General features: G+C 40.8%; 17 protein-coding genes. 3 read left to right on the forward strand and 14 right to left on the reverse strand.

Going from position 1 to position 20629, the window contains the following annotated elements; translation table 11 throughout:
- Positions 1–138 precede the first annotated feature (138 nt).
- The 5 genes from CPIN_RS36185 to CPIN_RS00590 all read right to left on the reverse strand — a co-directional run bounded on the left by CPIN_RS36185 (position 139) and on the right by CPIN_RS00590 (position 7287).
- Complete coding sequence (locus CPIN_RS36185) at positions 139–2412, reverse strand: histidine kinase dimerization/phosphoacceptor domain -containing protein (protein WP_012787798.1); 2274 nt, start codon at positions 2410–2412, stop codon at positions 139–141.
- A gap of 123 nt (positions 2413–2535) precedes the next feature.
- A complete protein-coding gene (locus CPIN_RS36190; RefSeq protein WP_012787799.1) occupies positions 2536–2952 on the reverse strand; it encodes a thioredoxin family protein in 417 nt (138 codons plus the stop codon).
- A complete protein-coding gene (locus CPIN_RS00580) occupies positions 2949–5180 on the reverse strand; it encodes a TonB-dependent receptor (protein ID WP_272867910.1) in 2232 nt (743 codons plus the stop codon). Before CPIN_RS00580 ends, CPIN_RS36190 begins: the two co-directional genes overlap by 4 nt.
- A 369-nt stretch (positions 5181–5549) precedes the next feature.
- The gene (locus CPIN_RS00585) at positions 5550–6545 is read right to left on the reverse strand and encodes a hypothetical protein (protein WP_012787801.1); all 996 of its coding nucleotides are present in this window, start codon (positions 6543–6545) and stop codon (positions 5550–5552) included.
- Between the two features lie 214 nt (positions 6546–6759).
- Positions 6760–7287, reverse strand: a complete 528-nt coding sequence (locus CPIN_RS00590) for a peroxiredoxin (RefSeq protein ID WP_052306713.1) — start codon at positions 7285–7287, stop codon at positions 6760–6762.
- Positions 7288–7441: 154 nt separating this feature from the next.
- Between CPIN_RS00590 and CPIN_RS00595 the strand changes: the two genes are divergently transcribed.
- Positions 7442–8002, forward strand: coding sequence for a flavin reductase family protein (locus CPIN_RS00595; protein ID WP_012787803.1), 561 nt, complete (start codon positions 7442–7444; stop codon positions 8000–8002).
- Between the two features lie 2 nt (positions 8003–8004).
- On the opposite strand, the gene CPIN_RS00600 is transcribed toward CPIN_RS00595, so the two are convergent.
- From CPIN_RS00600 to CPIN_RS00625, 6 genes are all read right to left on the reverse strand, one after another.
- A complete protein-coding gene (locus CPIN_RS00600) occupies positions 8005–8328 on the reverse strand; it encodes a nuclear transport factor 2 family protein (protein WP_052306952.1) in 324 nt (107 codons plus the stop codon).
- 77 nt (positions 8329–8405) lie between these two features.
- Positions 8406–8759 (reverse strand): hypothetical protein, encoded by a 354-nt coding sequence (locus CPIN_RS00605; protein WP_012787805.1) that lies wholly within the window; start codon positions 8757–8759, stop codon positions 8406–8408.
- Between the two features lie 37 nt (positions 8760–8796).
- Entirely contained in the window at positions 8797–9549 is a 753-nt protein-coding gene (locus CPIN_RS00610) for an SDR family oxidoreductase (protein WP_012787806.1), read from the reverse strand.
- A gap of 42 nt (positions 9550–9591) precedes the next feature.
- Positions 9592–10332, reverse strand: coding sequence for an SDR family oxidoreductase (locus CPIN_RS00615; protein ID WP_012787807.1), 741 nt, complete (start codon positions 10330–10332; stop codon positions 9592–9594).
- 99 nt (positions 10333–10431) lie between these two features.
- Positions 10432–11373, reverse strand: coding sequence for an AraC family transcriptional regulator (locus CPIN_RS00620; RefSeq protein ID WP_012787808.1), 942 nt, complete (start codon positions 11371–11373; stop codon positions 10432–10434).
- A gap of 58 nt (positions 11374–11431) precedes the next feature.
- The gene (locus CPIN_RS00625) at positions 11432–11731 is read right to left on the reverse strand and encodes a hypothetical protein (protein ID WP_012787809.1); all 300 of its coding nucleotides are present in this window, start codon (positions 11729–11731) and stop codon (positions 11432–11434) included.
- A gap of 75 nt (positions 11732–11806) precedes the next feature.
- Here CPIN_RS00625 and CPIN_RS00630 point away from each other — a divergent pair, with 75 nt between their 5' ends.
- Both CPIN_RS00630 and CPIN_RS00635 read left to right on the forward strand, forming a co-directional pair.
- On the forward strand, positions 11807–12601 hold the full coding sequence (locus CPIN_RS00630) for a DUF4261 domain-containing protein (RefSeq protein WP_012787810.1): 795 nt from the start codon (positions 11807–11809) through the stop codon (positions 12599–12601).
- 496 nt (positions 12602–13097) lie between these two features.
- Positions 13098–13382, forward strand: a complete 285-nt coding sequence (locus CPIN_RS00635) for a hypothetical protein (RefSeq protein ID WP_012787811.1) — start codon at positions 13098–13100, stop codon at positions 13380–13382.
- Between the two features lie 277 nt (positions 13383–13659).
- Here CPIN_RS00635 and CPIN_RS00640 read toward each other — a convergent pair whose 3' ends face one another.
- From CPIN_RS00640 to CPIN_RS00650, 3 genes are all read right to left on the reverse strand, one after another.
- On the reverse strand, positions 13660–16302 hold the full coding sequence (locus tag CPIN_RS00640; RefSeq protein ID WP_012787812.1) for an alpha/beta hydrolase family protein: 2643 nt from the start codon (positions 16300–16302) through the stop codon (positions 13660–13662).
- Positions 16303–16381: 79 nt separating this feature from the next.
- Positions 16382–19072, reverse strand: coding sequence for a sugar-binding domain-containing protein (locus CPIN_RS00645; protein WP_148230488.1), 2691 nt, complete (start codon positions 19070–19072; stop codon positions 16382–16384).
- A 53-nt stretch (positions 19073–19125) separates the two neighbouring features.
- Positions 19126–20607, reverse strand: a complete 1482-nt coding sequence (locus CPIN_RS00650; RefSeq protein ID WP_012787814.1) for a RagB/SusD family nutrient uptake outer membrane protein — start codon at positions 20605–20607, stop codon at positions 19126–19128.
- Positions 20608–20629: the final 22 nt, after the last annotated feature.

Consider the following 20629-nt stretch of genomic DNA (forward strand, 5'->3'; position numbering starts at 1 on the left):
GCAATTTATTTTCCTGTTTATCGGTATTTGCTCATTGTAGGTCCCGCCAGGAATGTGGCTTTTAAAATATGGCATAGTAGGTTGAGACCGCGTGAAAGTACATAATTTTCAGGTATCTGTCAATGCCTGTAGGGTTAATCAGCTCTTTTGCTGTTTAAACGACACTTGTACAGACACTCCTGGCGCTTCTTTTATCTCAAGTATTCCTTCCAGTTGTTCTGTTAATGTCTCTATGAGACGGATACCCATTGTTCCATGTGAATAGACGTCAAAGCCGGCAGGAAAACCATGTCCGCTGTCAGCTACACGTAATAATAATTGTGCTTCCTCTGTGTATTGGAGTGAGACATAGATGATGCCGTTCTCATTTTTTGGGAAAGCGTATTTGATAGCGTTGGTCAGTGCCTCATTCAGTATCAGGGATACGGGTACGGCCTGGGATACATCCAGTTTTACCGGGGCGATATTGATATCGAAATAGAGCTGTTGTAAGCCGCCGAAATTGTCTTTCAGACCAGCTATCAGTTCACGGGTATAATTCTGCATATCGATCAGGGCCATGTTGGCAGACAGATATAATTTCTGATGGATCAGTGAAATAGCCTGCATCCGATACCGGCTTTCACTGATGGCTTCCAGTGCATCGCTGTTATGGAGGTAGGCTGCCTGTGTGTTTAGCAGACTCATTACTATCTGCAGGTTGTTCCTCACCCGGTGATGTATTTCCTTTACCAGCCATTCTTTTTCTTCCAGCAACTTTTCCTGTACGTCTATCAGCCCTTGTAAGGACTGATTCTGCAAATAGATCTCCTCCTGTTTTTGCTGCAACCGTTTGTTACTGGCCTGCTTCAGCTGATAGCGGTTGTAACTTAATATCAACAGTAGCAACAACATGACAGCGCCAAAGATGATAATGTTGCGGGTCAGACGGGCTTCTTTCAAAGCAGCTCTTTGTAACAGGCCCTGTCGGGTCAGCAATTCTATATTCTGCTGCTTCAGTGTGATATCCTTATTCTTCTGGTCAAAGTCGTACTGTACCTGTAATCTGGCGATTTCACCTGCTTTGGAGATTCTGAACAGGGAATCGTTGAGTACCTTATAGTCTTTATAATGCCGGATCGCCGCCGGATAATTTCCCAAAGCGGAATCAGCCCGGAACCATTGCAGATAGTTGTGGGACAGTCCATTTAACTGACCGATCTGCTTACAGACTTCTGCCTGTAACGCACAAAATCCCGCAGCTTTTTCAAATTGCTTTGCATGTATATAATACATTACCAGGGACGAATAGATCATAGTCTGATAATAATTATACTTTGACATGTTTGCGGAAGTGGTCAGCAAACCAGGTACAAAAGCAGCAGCCTTATCCAGCTGTTGCAACTGTACATAACACCTGATCAGGTTTGTAGAGATCCAGATACGATCTTTCTGAACGGGTTCTTTATATAATTCGACAATTCTGTTCAGGAGTTCCAGTGCTTTTGCCGGCTGATTATCTCTCAGGTAAATGGTAATAAAATTCGTACTTACGGTAAGAATAGCGGTCGTATCCTTATAGTGATTGGCTATTTTCAGCGATCGCTCTGCGAAGTCCAGTGCATGTTGATAGTCGCCCAGTTCGTATAGGGTAACACTGAGCCGGTTCAGGATCGTACATAACTGCAGTGAACTGTCTTTTTGTTCTTCAGCGGTTTTCAGGGCCAGCAAACCATAGGTCAATCCCTGGCTATAATCTCCTTTTCCGGTGGCAATTGTGCCCAATAGGTCATAGATGCCTTGTAAGTCTTTACGTCCTGTTTTCTTATACAGGGTAAGTGTTTTATTGAGATATTGCAGTGCTTCGTCGTATTTCCCCCAGCAATGATAACAGTCACCTGTCATTTTACAGGCATAGGCTTCTTCGGCTGTGTTGCCGGCTATTTTATACTGAATAGCGGCACTTTCATATAAGTGTATCTTTTCCTTGAGTTCAGCTTCTACATCTATGCTATAGTAATGACCTGTTTCCATGAGTACGTCTGCCATGTCACCGGGACAATTAAGGGCTGTCAGTATTTGTCTGGCTTTAACGATAGCGGCTTTGCCCTCGGTATAAAGACCTTTTTCACGATATGCTTTTGCATAGAGGTAATCACTACGGGCTTCCCACCGCGGAATCCGGGTATGTGCATTAAGGGAGGTGGCCTGTTTCAGATATAGGAAGGCGCTCTCCATATCTTTCTGGCTGTTGCCTGGAAGACGGATATAGGCTTCTGCAATGGCCAGTGACAACCGGATCTTTCCGGTATCGGTCGCGCTTTTTTCCAGGGAACGTTGTAATACAGGAATGGATACCCCATATTGCTGCCGGGCCATACCGGGTAGTATGCCCAACAGTATGAAATGGAGGACCAGCAAAAGCCTGTTCATAGATCAACGTTTAAATATCTCTCTGCAGCCGGAGGCGAAGTACAATTATCCGACAATGTTTTTAATATTTCCCGCCTTTCGATGATATATACAATAGGTTCGATAATAGGGCAATTGACATATTTATTTCACTTTCAGCCATTCTTCTAATACCTCGGATTTAAGCAGTCCGGCATGGAAATCTTTCATCCGGTAATGAGTATCCAGTATGATCCAGGCAGGATAAGACATCCGTTGGAATGCTACGGGATCTAAGATGTCATTAAAAGCAGCAAAGTCGGCACTTTCGGCATTTACGCTGACAAAATAATACTTTTCGGATAAAAGTTGCTGTAAGGCGGGGGAACGTTTTATCTGTTTTTCCTGGATCCTGCAATAGCTGCACCAGGTGGTATACAGTTCAATGACAACAGGACGGGGTTGCAGGGCCATGCTGTCTTTCAGTTGGGCAAAAGTTACCGGCCCATGCTGTGCATGAGCCGGTAGGAACAGCACAAGACTGCATATCAGACAGGTGATGGATAATACGGCTGTTTTCATTGATAGAGATTGTATCGTATGCCCAGAAATCCTCTGACGCCCTGTAAGGGAGCATAATTATATTCTGTATCAAAAGTATAACCATTCGGATTATTCACAGGGTCGTTCACATATTTATCAAATGGATCGAAAGGCCGTATCAGGGCATATTCAGGCACATAATCCAGGAGGTTTTTTACCCCCCCATAAACTTCCCATCCTTTGGCAAACTTCTTTGTTACCTGTACGTTTGCCAGCAGGAACCAGGGTGAATAATCAGGTCTGAAGTCATTATGCTGTACCGGTAATCGCATAGGACCATTCCAGTTGCCGGTCAGGTCCAGGCCGAAGTTGTAAGGGAAACTATATCCGATTGTAAATGTACCAGCCCACTTAGGCGCGTATAACTGCCGGCTTTTCTGCGGGATGCCGGCATCGTCTTCATGTACCTGGTAGACATCCAGATAGGTCAGGCCTGCCAGTACTTTCAGGGGGAAAGCGAAAGCTGCGTCCACATTTAAAGAGATTCCCTGGGATACTGCGTGTCCACGGAGGTTATCATAAACGATCTTATTGGGATCTACATCAAAATCTCCGTTGATCTTATTGGTGAAATAAGAGTAGAAACCAGTAGCATCCAGGTTGAGGAACGCATTGTTCATAGGTATCTTCAGTACGTAGTTCAGGTTGGCATTGTAAGACTTCTCCGGCTTCAGGGCTTCCGCGATTACGACCTGGCGGGAACCAGTCAGCGCGGCATGATCTTCTGTAAACAGGTTCACAACACGAAATCCCGTTCCGAAGCTGGCGCGCAGGGTATTGTCTGTATCAGGCGCCCATTTATAAGCAATCCTGGGAGAGTGAATACTTCCATTGTATTTATCATGGTCATAGCGGTAGCCTAACAGCAACTTATGTTTATCTGCAAAAGACCATTCGTCCTGGATAAAAGCACCCGGCAGGGGTGTTTTAGCCGGCATATTTTCTTTTCCATCTTCAGAAAGTGTACCCGGCGTATTATCATCATACCAGGTATAACGATAGGAGGCGCCTGTCAGCAGATTGTGTTTTTCCCCTAATTGTTTATCCCAGTAGAGTTGTGCAAAGCCTACGTGTTGCGTAGCCATATAGGGTGTTTTCCCATAGTAGGAGTTCTGTTCATGCCGGTTATAGGAGTACTGCAGCATGATCTTCTCTTTCACAGGCAATTGGTACATACCGATCAGTTCTACTCTTTTGGTATAGATACTTTCGCCGTAGATGCTGTCACTGCCACGCCAGGATTTATTCCAGCGCATATCTCCACCCCAGCGATCTTCATATACATATCTGGCGGCAATACTGGCCTGCCGGTCATCCTTCCGGTGAAAGCCCCATTTATTAAATATAGAGATACGGTTTTGCAGGGTGAGGTCGGTAAAGCCGTCCTTATTATTATCCTTTGGTTGCTGGTAGTTAAAATAGCTGACACCTATGAGTCCCTGTGCACTACCGGCTTTGATTTTCAGGGCAGCGTCTACATTATATTCCCCCCAGGAGGTGCTATAGACATCGGCACTTATCAAGGGCGCCTTCACAGGATTTTTAGTGATCACATTAACGATACCGCCCATGGCTTCAGAGCCATAAAGAGAAGAACCGGGGCCTTTGACCACTTCGATCCGTTCTACCATACTCATAGGAATGCCGCTCAGTCCATATACCGTGGATAAAGCGCTGACAATGGGCATCCCATCGATCAGGATCAACGTGTATGCCCCTTCCATACCGTTGATGTGGATATCGCCGGTATTACAGACGTTACAGTTCAGCTGCGGCCGTACCCCATTCACCATACCGATGGATTCGAACAGGGAGGGCGAAGGATTTTTCTGGAAATATTTAGGGGTATACACTTCTACCGGCACCGGACTTTCAGCACGGCTGACAGGTTTCAGGGTACCGGTTACTACGATGTCGTTGAGTTTGGTAACATCGGCCTGTAAGCGGATCTGGACATTGGCTTTTCCATTGGCAGTCACGGTCACCTTGCGTGTAAAAACAGTATATCCTGTTGCGGAAGCTTTCAGGGTATAAGTGCCTGGTTTAAGGTTATTTATATGAAAATACCCAGTTGAATCAGTAGCGGCACCAGCCTTACTTTCTACCAGAATGACGTTCGCAAGGTATAAAGGCTGCCCATCAGACGACACACTCCCGCTGATAGCGCCGCTAGGCGCAGACGTTTGAGCTGCCGAGGGGAATGCCAATAAAACAAGTAATGTTATTTTTAAATACACTAAAGTACAAATACGGATCATTTCGTAATATTATTTAGTCTTATCTAAATTATTATTTTAGACAAATCTAATAAATTATTTAAAATTAACCGCTCCATGAATTAGTAATATTAGCAATCAGGTTTACCTGGGATCCCGGAAGTCGCTATACTTGTTCGTATAATACCGTTATTACATCGCTATTATGCCGCTATTTATCCGTTCCTGAACGGACAAATAGCGGCATAATGACATATTAATAAGGTGATTGATTAATAGCCTTTTAAGGAAGATACAGCGCAAAAAAAGCTGTCGCGCCTTCGGCGGACAGCTTCTATATCGTTTCCAAATGGCAGGTTATCAGCGTTTTTTGGTCATCAGTTCTTCAACGACCGGCAGATATGCACTTCTGGGAAAATTATATCTGAAATAGTCCAGCAGGGCGGACTGTTTGGCTTTATCGGAAGGGCGTTTATTAAGATATGCCATGAACTCGTTCCCGGCATTCATTTCGAGCAGGGCGGATGGGGCATATGCGTAAATACGGGAAGGTTCTTCAAAATGCAGCCAGAAATCTGTCATCGGGGCTGGTCCACGGAGATATCCTTTTTTCAGGAGGTAGCATTTTTTTGCCACCAGCTGACTGGCCTCAGGGCTGGAGGTATATTTCTCGTCAAACGGATCGAAGAGATCTACGACGTCCTGTAGCAGTTGCTTCATTTCTTTTTCCGTCAGCGTTTTATTTTTCCTGGTTTCAGGTTTATCGAGGCGGTTGCCCACAGCGTTCAGGAAATTATATAGCAGACGACTTTCGAGCGTGGTAACCATATTCTCATAGAATCCTACCGAAATGTCCCCTTTTCTCAGGTATACCAGTAAGGGACTTTTAAGTTCTGACAGGTTATTACGCATTCCCCATAGTGCGCCGTTGACTGTTTTAGCGGTGTCCAGGACCTGTTCCATCAGACCCGCCATCTTATCTTCGGACAAGGGGGTATCATTATTGAATAATTCATGTCCGGCGGCGTTATTCCCCTTATATAATTTCTTTCCCTGGCTTCCTTCCCGACTGATACCAATATCTACATAATCGCCTGGTTCTACAAAGAGTACCGACTTTACATATTTATTCTCGATGGTAATGAAACCGGGTGTAGTCATTGGTACAACTAACTTAAACTGGTGTTCAACCACCTTGCCTACACCCTGTTTATATTGGGAATTGAAATAAGTTCCTATGGGTTTATAGACGAAGACGTCCATACTATCCGGGCTGTCCGGTACTTGTCCTGTAATAACAACCTGTTGCGCAAACGCGGTGAAAGGAATCAGTAGGATAAATAGTATTTTTCTCATATCGTTTTCTAACTTGTCAAATCGGACCCTCATGAGCTACCGGTGACAATTTCCAGTTGGCCCCATTAATTTACACAAAAAAAAGAAATCCCCGGGATGAATATGCCCGGGGAGCCTGCTTTTTTTGTTAATCGACCTTATTTTTTTTCTCACAGGAACTGCTCAACGGTCTTTCACAGTAGCAGGCGTGTATAGGGTATAGGATAGGTAGTTATTAGTTGACTCCGTCAGTTCTGAGATAACTCAGCACTTTCTCAGAGTAGATTTCTCCTTTTTTAAAATGGCCACGGTAGGTGTATGTGATATTCCCACCCAGATCTGTAATGAATGTGTCTCTCATATCGTGAAAGAATCCAGTTTTCGAACCAAACAGCCTCAATGCGTCATTCTGAGGATCACTCAGCAGCACATACGGCAGATTATGCTGTTTCCGGAAAGCCTTATGACTTTCAACACTACCATTGCCAATACCGATGATCATGGCATTGGCGGCTTTGAAATCCGGATAACTATCTCTGAAACCGCAGACTTCCTTTACAGCCATCTCACTGTCGTCTTTATGATAAAAAAAGATGACCAGCTTGTGTTTTCCTATATATTCACTCACCACAAAATCATTTCCATCCTGGTCTTTCAAAACAAACAAGGGCAGTTTGTCTCCAGCTTTGAGAGAAGACTGTGCGTATATCACATTGGCGGCAAACAATAGGGCAAGGGTTAGTAGCATTTTTACCTGTTTCATGTTCGTGGGTTGATTGTGAAATAATGACAATGCGAAAGTAGGCGCTGTCAGCTGTAGGAATGATGACTGGCATCAGCGCATACAATGACGCTGGTCTGGTAATTGTGTAATGAAACCAGCAATCATCATATAATTACCTGATAACTTTGGGAATATGAAAAAGCCATATAGAAAAAAAGACCTGCCGGTGGCGGAGATCCGGCGATACCTGGAACCAGGACCAACTGTACTGGTGAGCTCTCACTGGAAAGATGATACGAATATCATGACGATGGGTTGGCATACAGTAATGGAGTTTTCTCCATCGATGATCGGCTGTATGATCACAGCGGCTAATTATAGTTTTGAGCTGATCAAAAAAAGCAAAGAGTGTGTGATTAATATTCCGACCCATGACATGATCGATGAGATTATAGGCATAGGGAACAGCACAGGTGAAGAAATAGATAAATTCAGTGAATTTGGGTTAACGGCGGTAGCAGCTGAAAAGGTAAAAGCACCCCTCATAAAGGAATGCTATGCCAATTTTGAGTGTAAGGTGATTGACGAACACCTGTTACCAAAGTATAACTTCTTTGTGCTTGAAGTGGTGAAAGCGCATGTTGCGGTTTCTCCTAAATATCCCCGCACGGTACATTACAGAGGGGATGCGACGTTTATGATCTCAGGCAGGAATCTTTCATATCCCGGCAAATTCAAATCTCAGAACCTGTAAGATCAGTAACTGGCTTGTCCGATATCCAGGCGGTTGATTTTACCCTCACTGTTGATCTGGAACTTGAAATAGGTTTTAAAATCGCCCCAGTGATCACTGTGGATATGGCCATATATGTCCAGACCATTATTCTCTACCTTGTCGATACTGGTAAAGCGGTCGTGTCCTAATGCCTTCTCAAAGAAACTACGGAAATTCATTTTATTACCATCATCATGCAGGATTGCATCTGCAGTAAACAATGCAAACCATGCCTTGCTGTCGGCACTTTGTAGTGCGTCTATCGCCTTTCTGACGGTCGTGTTGGTTAATTTATCAGTATTCATTGTCTTGGATGTTGTTTGCGCGAACGAAGTCAGGGCAAATGTTACACACACGATTATACTCAGGAATATTTTCATTATTAATCTGCTTTAGCGAGCGGATGCTGTAGAAAAATAGCGACCAGGTTCATCAGGAGAAAGGGGAGTTCTACAGCGGCGCCTTTTATATCTTTTAATGATAACTCACAACACATAATCAGCAGGATGGAGGCGGCCATCAGGAAATTGCCTGCAACGAAGGTTCCTGGGAACAAGATCAATACAGCACTCAGCAAGGTAACAAGTCCCATTATCAGGATAACGTTACGGCTGAATTGAAAGCGGCCGAGCATCTGCACCATTTCCGGTTTACCGGAGACCATGGCCCATCCCTGTTTGACGCCCATGAATACGATAAAGAGAACCAGCAGGGCATTGAAAATTCTGATGATCATAGTTGCTATTTTTTACATCAACAGATCGCGGGGAAACTTAGTTTGTAGCTCCACCATTTACCAGCAAATGCTGACCGGAAACAAATGAAGACAAGTCGCTTGCGAAGAACTCCGCGAGATTAGCAACGTCTTCCACTTCTGCCAGACGCCCCATCGGACAACTATCCAGCAATTGCTTTCTCAGTTCAGGATATGCTGCGGGGTCTACGAAGATACCAGAATGATCAACAGCGAAAGGTATGATAGAGTTCACCGTTACGCCTCTGTGTCCGATTTCTTTAGACAGTACATCTACCATGTAGCGGGGAGTGGTCTTGCTGCCACCATATACGGCCATACCAGGTACGGGGAAGGAGGTGGTGCTGGAGGCAACATATATGATACGTCCATTGTTTTCTACCTGTCTGGCCGCTTGTTGCATGGTGAAGTAAGAGCCTTTGGTATTGATAGAGAATACGCGGTCAAACTGTTCTTCTGTGAAATCTGTTACGGGTGTTTCTACCAGTTCGATACCCGCATTTGCCACTACGATATCCACTTTTCCGAAAGCTGCTTTGGCTTCACTGAACAGTCGCTCGATATCTGCAACCTTACTTACATCTGCCTGTACGGCGATCACTCTTCCGCCCATGGCTTTAATATTGCCTACTACTTCATCAGCGGAGGCTTTATCTCTGGAGTAGTTCACTACTATATCAGCGCCAAGTGCGGCATAACGTTCTGCGATGGCTTTACCTAATCCTCTTGCTGATCCTGTAACAATTGCTACTTTATTCTTTAAACTGTTCATGATTGACACTTGATTTAATCATTTAAGAAATGAGCGGTGCTATTAAGCCATAGCACCGTTTACACCGATATTCTGTGCAGAAATCCATTTGGCTGCATCGCTGGCGAGGAAGGCGACTACCTCAGCAATATCATTTGGTTCACCAATACGGTTGAACGCAGACATGGAAGCGAGACGACCGATCAGTTCATCAGATTTACCTGTAGTGAACAGCTCTGTATTAGTAGGGCCAGGAGATACCGAGTTCACGTTGATACCTCTTGGGCCGATTTCTTTTGCAAATACGCGGGTAAGTTGCTCTACTGCTGATTTCGTAGCTACATAAGTGGCATATGTAGGCAACATGATACGGTTAACCGATGTAGAGAAGTTGATAATGGATCCTTTATCAGCCAGTTTGGTAGCGGCTTCACGTAAAGTATTGAAGGTACCTTTTACATTAATATTGAAGATACGGTCGAAGTCTTCATCAGTGGTATCTTTCAGCAGTTTATTGATCATAATACCGGCATTGTTCACCAGTACATCAATTCTGCCATAGTGTGCAATAGCATTATCAAACAGTTGCTTTACATCGCCGGCTTTACTAACGTCAGCCTGTAAAGCGATAGCGTCTCCACCGTTTTGTTTAATCTCGTTAACCACCTGTTCTGCTGCATCTTTATTACCGGCGTAGTTAACAATTACTTTTGCCCCTTCTGAAGCCAGTTTGGCTGCGATTGTAGCTCCAATACCTCTTGAAGCGCCTGTTACTAAGATTACTTTTTCGTTTAGTGTGTTCATGTTTCTTTGTTTTTATTGTCATCGTCGACATAACAAAGGTGAAACATAAGCGCGCCAAAAAAATACAAGTTTTACACTATTAGTTGTAAAAAACTAAGGTCAGCCTTTGGAGAGTTGTTTTCTATATAATATGGGTGTCATATCGGTATATTTCTTAAAATAGTTGCTAAAATGCGCTGATTCTGCGAAGCCCAGTTGATCTGCTATCTGTTTGATAGGTGTATTGGAATTCTGTAGCATGGACTTAGCTTCAGTAATCGTCTTATCAGTGATCCAGGTGGTAACGGACTTACCCGTTTTGGATTTAATCACGTTATTAAGATAACTGGGATGGAGGTTTTGTTCAGCAGCATAATCCTGCGACCGGAAGACTTTGGTAGCCTTACCGGTGCTAAGGTCACGGTAATGTTTTTCCAGGGTACGTTTAAACGTTTTTACGATCTGGGAGCTTCTGTTACCTTCATATATAGGGTTATAATCTTCCCAGAAGTACTCTTTTATTTTCAACAGGATCACGACAAAGAGGTTCCCCATCACTTTATTCTTATAGGGTGAGGAGGAGAAGTACTCCTTATAGATCTGCTGGTATAAAGGCTCAATTTCCGCATATACTTCGGGCTTCAGTACCCTTGGAGGCACTGTTTCTGCCAGCAGGAAAGGGAATTCCTCGAAGATATTGGCGTGGACGTTTTCTTTGAGGAAGGATTCGCTCATGGTAACCAGGAAAACCTCCTCCAGGCTACTCCACTCAAAGGATTTATAGTGTCCGGGGTTAGTGAAATAGATAGTTCCTGGCTCCGTGCAAAACTCCAGTTCATCGGTCGTATACTTTCCATGTCCGTTCTTTACGAACAGGAAAGAGTAAAAATTCGCCCTGTAAACCGGGGATTTATATGGCAGCTCATGGTGAATATCGTTCAGTTTATGAATGGTAAAGTCATTCCTGGGATCTATCAATTCGACCGGCAGTCCGAGGTGGTCATAATTTTCTACCAGATTATTAAAAACGGGAGGTGCGTCTACTTGTTTATGCTTACTCATGTGCCGTCATGGATTTGGACATTGCTAATTTACAAAACCTTCCCTACGACACAATATGTTAGAAAATATCGCCAGTGGTCCCCTCCAGCTCCAATACTTCCAGGTGATGTGCGCCTATGAGTCCGCTAGCATCCCGTGCTGACTGAAAAGCCTTAAATGATGGTACTTCCAGTACGGCAGTCTGGATATCCTGGTCTTTAAAATGGGACAAGTGGATAAAGGTATTCTCCTTTGTATATACCGTATACCGGAAATCTCGGTCCATTTTCTTAAAATCCCGCAGGAAAGCATTGATATTCTGCTTGTTCTGTGCGACAAAGCTGTCTTTTACCGTATAAGTTACTTTTACGACTATCATATAAATTATCTTTTGTTGATATTAAGACAGCCGGGAAAAGAAAAACGTGACAAGATGTTACTAATTTAGTCGCCTATGAATTTTCCGAACACACCTGAATCACCTATGGCGGTAGCCAATATGCCTGCTATGCTGGGCTGCCGATTGTTGTTTAAGCAACAACCCGTCATTAATTACGCCCGCATACTGGAAGAGCTGCAAAAATCCTATCCTGCGGTAGAAAACACCGGGAATATGTTATTTACCTTCCCCAATCTGCCGGTTGAGTTCTCCGACGCCACCGTACACGCACAGTGTGCGATCATGCCGGTAAACAAACTGGGACTGATACCGGAGCAGGTTTTACAACAAAACTGGCACTGGTCCGCCGCCGCGGAAGTAGCTTCCGGGTGTCAGTATGAGTTCCTGATCAACGACCTCATGACCAGGCCTTTACCCTATAAAGCCAGACATGAGCTGTTTATGCACTTTTTAAGGGCTGTTATCATCGCCACCCAACCGGACGTGGTTTACTCCCTCCCTGCAGAGAAACTCCTTCCTCCTAACCAGATATTTGAACAACAGGGCTTATTAGACACACTGGTGAATGTCCGCCTGTTCAATATCTCGAATTCTGCCAACAAGGAAATGCTCATGGACACCATCGGACTGCATACTTTCGGTCTGCCGGACTTTGAGATCCGTTTTACCAATGAAAATCCCTCAACAGTGGCAACACTGCTCTGGAATTTCGCTTACTACGTCTTTGACAAAGGGGATGTTATTCAGGAAGGGGATACTGTCGAAGGGATCACGCCAGGCTCAAAGTTGACCTGTCAGCATTCGGTATCCCTGGTAGCCCCGGACAGAGAAGTAATCAGTATATCCTAGGTCATGTTGCGGACATGCTGCAGTAGTTTTTACCTTTTCTCCATTTTTTCCAGGTTTTCGAAGCGAAAGTGCTATCACTGATGGTACTTTCGCTTCTTTGTTTTCCGATGAATTTCATGATCTCCAAAGTTTCCGGCCCTGATTCCTAAGTGAAAGCCTTCGCGATGGTGCTATCTTTGACTTAGAGACGACGACAAAAAAGTCTCTCACCATTAATCATCATGCTACCATTACTGTTAAAGAAGGCATTCATGAAAATTAACTTGTTACCCGTAAACGATTATCCAAATGAAAATAACCGGCATACTGCTTAGTATGTCACTTTGAGAAACCTGTTCATCTGGTATTTCATTTCGCATAAAACTTATTGTCCTGATCAGGCATATGACCTCGTTTTGAGGTTACTTAATGGGGAAGCCGAAAACCATTAGAAGAGAGTAGGCGTTAATCCAAATTTCCTAAGTTTAGCCTTTTGATTTTAAAAGGCGAGAAAGTTATGAAGAAAGCAAAAATCGTTCTTTCTGCAGTTGCATTGTTCGCAGTAGTTGGTGGTGCGTTTGCGTTTGCAGCATCCAAATTCACAGCTCCTGTATATTTCGCAAGAACTGGTACTACAACAATCAATGGTATTTCTTACCCTCTTTGTCCAGCAGCTCTTAACGCTCGCCTGACAAATTCAGGTGCACTGTCTACGTTCTACACAACGAAGACTACAGTACAAGGCGTTTCCAATATCTGTACAGCTTCTGTATTGACTTTGGCAACAACTGCTGCTGAATAGTTAATATCAAATATTTTAAAAGCCGCCTTAGAAATAACTAAGGCGGCTTTTAGTTTTGTTCGCTACCCACAATTGCAATTTGCTTCAAATATTGGTAGTTGATAAAAATAGTTCTCATTGTAAGTACAAAAAAAATTCAAACCCTTTATATTCATACTCAAAATGTGAAATAGACTTCGAATAACATTGACTACGGAAAACATTTAAAGAAAATCAATCAGTCTCAAGCGCATAAATACAATATATAAGTACTTTCCTCCTCTTCAACTTCATCTTGTCATTGCATCCATGATGGACAGCTTTCACCTTTTAAATAGTGCTCAAAAAACTGTAGCATTTTCGTATGATAATCCTTCGCAGCCGGTCCTGTTACTTGATGACTATATTCTCCGACATACTGCAACAACCAAACCTTCTTACTCGCTCTCCTTAATGCCAAAAAAAACTCTACAGCTTGACTAAAAGGGACAGCCTCATCATCGCGATTGTGCATCATTAGGAGTGGCGTAACAATATTACCAACGTTAAAAATAGGAGAGTTCTTAATATATAAATCAGGTTTCGTCCAGGGAGTGATACCTAATCCATATGGACTTCCCTGGCTATTGAGCTCATAAAACATTTGTCTATCTCCGCCAAAGTTGTATGCCAATTGACCATAACCACTTATTTGATCAGCAACCCCAGCAGCCTCACAGGCAGCAGCATATCTATTAGAATGAGTTACCATGTAATTCGTCTGCCAACCACCATAGCTATGCCCTTGCAAAGCGATTTTGTTAGAATCAACATACGAAAATGTTGAAAGAAATTTTGTTGCAGATTCAATACAATTATAAGTACCTTCTCCATTAAAACCTGGCGTCGAATAAATATCTGGAACAAAGATTAAGAATCCTGCATCAACGAAACTTGGTATATTTAAATTATCCTTGGAGTAATCAGGAATAATAAATTTATGCAACTCGTCACTTCTCTTCTCATAATAATTTAAAATCAAAGGATACCTTTTGGTGGAATCAAAATCACTGGGCCTATACAAAAGGCCTTGGCATATTCTTCCATCAAATGCTTTCCATTCAACTAATTCGCTTGTCATCCACTTATATTCCTTTTCTGGATTAACATTCGATAGTTTAGTATAACTTTTAAAATCGCTTGTTATATAAATATTTGATGACTCGGCAGCACTCTCACGAACTACAATATGCATATCGGCGTTCCTTGCGGAAATCACATCACCGCTTGCACTATAATATATTCCATATGGAGTCCTAGATGATACAGAGAATGGATTTAAATGATCTGGGGCTAAACGAAATTTCTTTCCTAATTGCAGCTTCCAGTACCCTCCATCTTTATTTTCTCTATTATACCCAATTATTATCAAGTTTTGCTTCCGAGAAAAGGTATCTAAATAGTTTCTCCCTTTAATAGTCAACGTTATTCTATTTTTCCTACCTTCTCCCTCAGTAATATTTACCGCAGACTGAGAATCCTCTAAACTTAATTTCCAGATATCAAATTGATCATATACCAAGATCGATTTCTCCTCCGGTATCCATCCAGCGATTCCCCAAGTTCCAATTCTCCTTATTTTAGCAGCATCTTGATCATATAGAAGTGTAGGAATTGATTTATCTATGTTATGTATCTTATGATTTCGAATATCGTAAGAATAATATTTTAAAGTCTTTTTGTCAAACCATACAACAAAGCGTTCATCTGGGGACAATATTGGATCAGAGTATATAGATGCAGGCAAGTATTCCTTAGAACCATAGGCAGAATCAGTATCAATAATAAATAGCGAATCTGGAGATTCTATATTTTGAAACCATAAGGTCGCCTTATTAGGCAAAACAACTGCGTATCTATTGAACATGCCTTTTACATTAATAATATCTGCAGATTCATCAAGTTTCAAGAATGTTTTAGTCTTCAAATTGAATACACAATAAATACTTTCTTTCTCTAATCCATATCCTAGCCAAATCTTTTGAGACTCCAATATCTTATCTTTATATGACCATACTATTACTTCTCCACTTCTCCTTTCTTGTTTAGAAGAACCCTTTCTGTCAATATTAAAAAAAATCTTATCCCCTATATCACTAAATGTTATACTATTACCAGAAATAGAACATTCATAACTAAAAAAATTTTTGGTAGCTACACTGTCAAGCAAGAGTTGCAAGTGATCTTGAGCTACATTATAAAACCATAGCTTACGACCGTAACCTGCAAATTCTTCACTCACAAATGCCATTCCCTTATCATCTGACTGTATGGCCATGCTAATAACATTACCTGCTATTCGAATCTTTTTTTCATTTTTTGAATTGACATTAAAGTAAGTTATTTCACTACCTTCTCGACTTAATTGTGACTTAGTTTTCAAGAGTAAGAACTTCTCATCTTTACTAACATCATAAGAATCTATTCCTCCAAACCATGTAACTCGACCATCTAGCAAACTGAACAAACAAATAGAATCGCTACCTTGTAATCGATATAATAAAAATTTATTCAGTGTATTGCCAATAATTTTCATGTCTCCAACTCGAGATATTTTTTTAATTAACTTAAACTCTTTAAGATCTACAAATGATAAATTTTGATCATTTTGCAAAAATACAATCCTATTTCCTGATATAAATTCTGCCCAATGACAATTATTAATCTGGATTCGCTTTTTTCCATCAGAAGATGAGATATGCAAATTGGATTCTGGTGAAAAATAATTTTTCACGAAATAACTTACATATCTACCATTCCCATTAATTGCAGAACTACCTAATATCGGCCATGATTGATATGTACTTTCATTAATTACCTTACTTTGGGCCACTACTTCTATACCTTCCAGTAAGAGTAATATAATCACAAACACTGTTGTTAGTGGTAATATTCGCCTCATCTTATCCTTAAAATTTACCAAAAAGGGCAATTTATAAAAATCATCTGCAATACAACTGCAGTCCAGTTTACAATTGTCATCAATTATCCCACGTCGGTTCTCCTTTTTTCATTTTTTCCAAATGTGTAATTAGTTCGGATATATTCCCGTCCCCAGTGTGCAATTTCACAGCTATTTCTTGGATTTCGATTGCTTTGTCTTTTTCTCCAGTTTTATAAAGAAGATTAGCATAGGTATCATAATTATCAGGCGACGGTGATCTCTCAACAACTTTTTGTATCCATGCAATTGCAATTGTCAACGCACTAGTATCCTTACAATCCAAGAACAAATACCAGGACATTGTATTAATCAAAAAATCTGTAACCCACTTTCTATTCTTACCATATGTATTATACCATTCAGAAGCCACTTCGCTAAATAAATTATAATCTTTTAAATTAATGGAGTAAAAAACTTGTGCTTGAAGTAAAGTTTCCTTACCCAAAGGACCGAATCTAGAAATGCGTTTTTTAATTTCATCCCATTCTGGATGCTTCTGTTCATCTATATACGGCTTAATCTCGCTGTTTTCAATACACGCTGTAATACATGCCTCCGCCTCATCAGGCCCAAGAATAGCATTAACTCTATTAACATTATTATATAAAATAGAGAATCCAGTGTCATTGACATTTTTGGTGAATTTTGTAATGAAACGTAAATTCTCTTCTGCAAAGGGATTTTTTAATCCTTTTAAGTAGCGATTGGCTATTAGCTGAACCTCATCTAACTGCGAACGCTTATTAGCCTCAACAGTAAGCCGACGTAGAAATACGGAATCATTTCTGCCATTTTTAAATTCGTCCATTCGCACATTATAACTTACCACTGTTGTATCCATAACATCAATGATTATGTTTTCGTGTGTCGCTCCTATCGACGATATCCTATTCAGAATTCTATTATTTATAGCTTGTAACTTCTCTAGTGGGACTTTAGCCACCTGCCGATCATATGAGATTAGCCCATTCTGTTCAGACTCAACATCAAATGGCTGAGTATATATAGATGCACTTAAACCATCACGTTCCAATATGATAATAGAATCCATCATATCTTCATATTGACTGAGCATAGCAGAAGGACTAATAGTCCCATCGTAGCCCCAACCAGTTTCAAGATCATTCCACTTATGACCATCCACAGAAACGCCTATCCCCCCATACTCTCCCAAAACGCGAGCCTTACCATCTAGGCTGGGTGCATTTCTAGGATATGGATATGAATGTATATCAGTTAAATCAGCATCAATATATGCATCAGGAGCAGGACTTCTAAGTTGATTATTCACATATAACAGTTCTCCTGAATGTCCATTGACCAATCTAGATGGATCTTTTTCTTTGACCCATCTAGTTAAACGTTGTTGATCATACTGCCCCCACTTCTCATTAAATAAGACCCAAGTGGTAATACATGGATGATTGTATAATTGTTTTATTGTTTCTTCTACCTGATCTTCAAAAGCCTTTTTAGCACTCGGTAATAATTTAACATTAGGGTTTACAAAGTCTTGCCAAACAATCACACCGAGCTTATCTGCATGATAGTACCATCTGTCAGATTCAATCTTAATATGCTTTCTTATAGTATTAAATCCCATTTTCTTACAGATAGCAATATCAAATTTCAACGCATCATCAGTTGGGGCAGTATATAATCCATCCGGCCAGAAACCTTGATCTAGAACGCCTAAGTTATACACATATTTATTATTCAAAAATATACGATCGACCCCAGTTGAATCTTTTTTTACACTAATCTTTCTCATCCCAAAATAACTGTTAACAACATCAATAACTTTGTTATTTCGTATTAGGGATATATTCAAATCATAAAGAAATGGATCATCAGGGGTCCATAAATGAGGCGATTTAATTAACAATTTCATATCACCTTTCAAAGCTCCAATCGCGGAAGTGCCATCAGAACAACTAATCTTTATTGAATCTCCCTTGCCCAAACAATCAACAGTTGCAACATTTATTTTTACATATCCACTATCAATATCTGAAGCAATAGTTACGTCGGAAACATAACTAGATGGAACTCTTTCCAACCATACAGTTTGCCAAATACCAGAACTTGCGGTATAATATATATTTCCTGGATTTAACGATTGCTTTCCATGTGGATTTATCCCATCATCTGTTGGATCATATACCTTTACTACAATCTCATTATCACCTCGTTTGACAACATGGGATATATCCAAAGAAAACGATGTATATCCACCTTCATGAGTTCCAATTAATTTTCCATTAACATAAATAGTAGCTTTGTAGTCTACTGCTCCAAAGTGGAGTAATAATCTCTCGTCGCTTTTTATGCCAGATATTTTAACGTTACGTTTATACCATAATATTTGAGACCGTGTTAGTCCTTTTCGAACACCCGAAAGGGATGATTCAATTGGAAATGGAACTAAAATTTTCCCACTATAAATATCTGGTAGAACGTTTCTTTCATTTGTAATTGCATAGTCCCACAAACCATTTAAATTGATCCAATTATCCCTTTGCATTTGAGGCCGAGGATAATCGGGTAAAGGATGTTCAACATCTACTTGTGAAGCCCAACGAGTTGGAATCCCACATTTTGGGAGAAAAACAGTCTTAGCAACTTGTGCGTTAACGGCATATTTAGAAAAAGAAAATATCGTAAATATTAAGGCATAACAATACTTATTCATTCTGCAATTTTTTACATTATTCATTCTTACTACCATGTTTGGTAATCGAATTTTATCAATATTATAAATATGTGCTCTACAATAGTATCTTAAATTTCAGGATACCCTGGATTCTGATGTCCTCTTAGACTAGGATTACGCTTGATATCATTCACAGGAATTGGATAGAGAGCTTTATAAGAGGTCCAACTACCACCTTTCAGGGGTGCTGCCAGAATCATTACCTGGTCGATTTTCCCTGTTCGCTTTAAGTCTAACCAACGATGCCCCCATTCTGTAAAAAATTCAGATCTTTTTTCATTTAAAATATAAGTAAGCATGGTTAACTTATCTGAAGAATGTAAATTTTCAAGACCGCTTCTCCTCCGAATTATGTTTAAATCTGTTTCTGCAGAATTGTCGCCTGTTAACCTTCCTTGCATCAATCTTGATTCTGAGCGTATTAGGTATAATTCAGCTAAACGAAATACGACTAAATACTCAGTCCGCTCTACTCCGAAAATCCACGCTTTGTATTTAAACGCATAAGGATAAACGCGGCCATTGCTGTTTGCATTACCAATCCATAAGAGCTTCCTTCTATCACTTAATTCAAAATTCTCGCATAGCTGATTGCTTAAATATACAGGACGACTAAATGCCTGTCCATCAGGACCTTCAGGTCTTCCGTCGCCAGCAGCTAATACAAATACTGCTGCATCAAATGTATTCATACCTGCATTCACAGGTTGTAACTGCCAAATCGCTTCACGACTATCTTTCAGAAAGACATTTGTCAAAGATTCCAGCGTGTATTTAGAAGTGCCATCAATGACAAAATTTGCTTCCTGCTCAGCCAAATCCCATTTTTCCACATATAAATACACTCTGGCAAGCAAAGCACTAGCAACAAATTTATTGGGTCTTAAACGTTCATTCGATTCAGTAGAAAGATTAGCTGCTAAGTACATGGTGCTTAAAGACTCTTTTGCCTCAATAAGATCAGCAATTACCTGCTTATAAACTTCGTCAGTCGAAGTCCGAGATGCAACATTATTAACTTTTATATCTGTGCTAAGTAAAAGAGGAACATCTCCATAAAAATTAATTAAATAAAAATAAAAGAACGCACGCAAAAATTTCGCTTCTCCCAACAATTGGCGTTTAGTAGATTGAGTTATATTTTGCGACTGGGATATACCTTCAATTGCAGAGTTTACTCTAAAAACATAAGTGTACAAATCAGTCCAAAAAAGCTGATCCCCATTATTAGTTAGTGAATTAGTATAAATCCTATTCAATATATCTGATGGCTCTGTAGTAGCTACTAATTCATCAGCTGATAATCCTGCACGAAGTGATATTGAATTTGACCCACAAAAAACTCCAGCATTACTCATGTCTGTATAGATACCAGTTAATACCGACGACGCCGTGGCATCAGAGTTATATATTTCATTTCCAATAATTGAATTAACAGGCGGATCGACCTCAATTAACTTCTTACACCCTATCGGGCCTATCGCCAATAAAATGAGGACAATTATTCTCTTCGAAATCTCCCATATAGAAAATAGATGATTTGGTAACATCAAAGAAGCTTTATTAAATTAA

The sequence above is a fragment of the Chitinophaga pinensis DSM 2588 genome (assembly GCF_000024005.1).
GTDB lineage: Bacteria > Bacteroidota > Bacteroidia > Chitinophagales > Chitinophagaceae > Chitinophaga > Chitinophaga pinensis.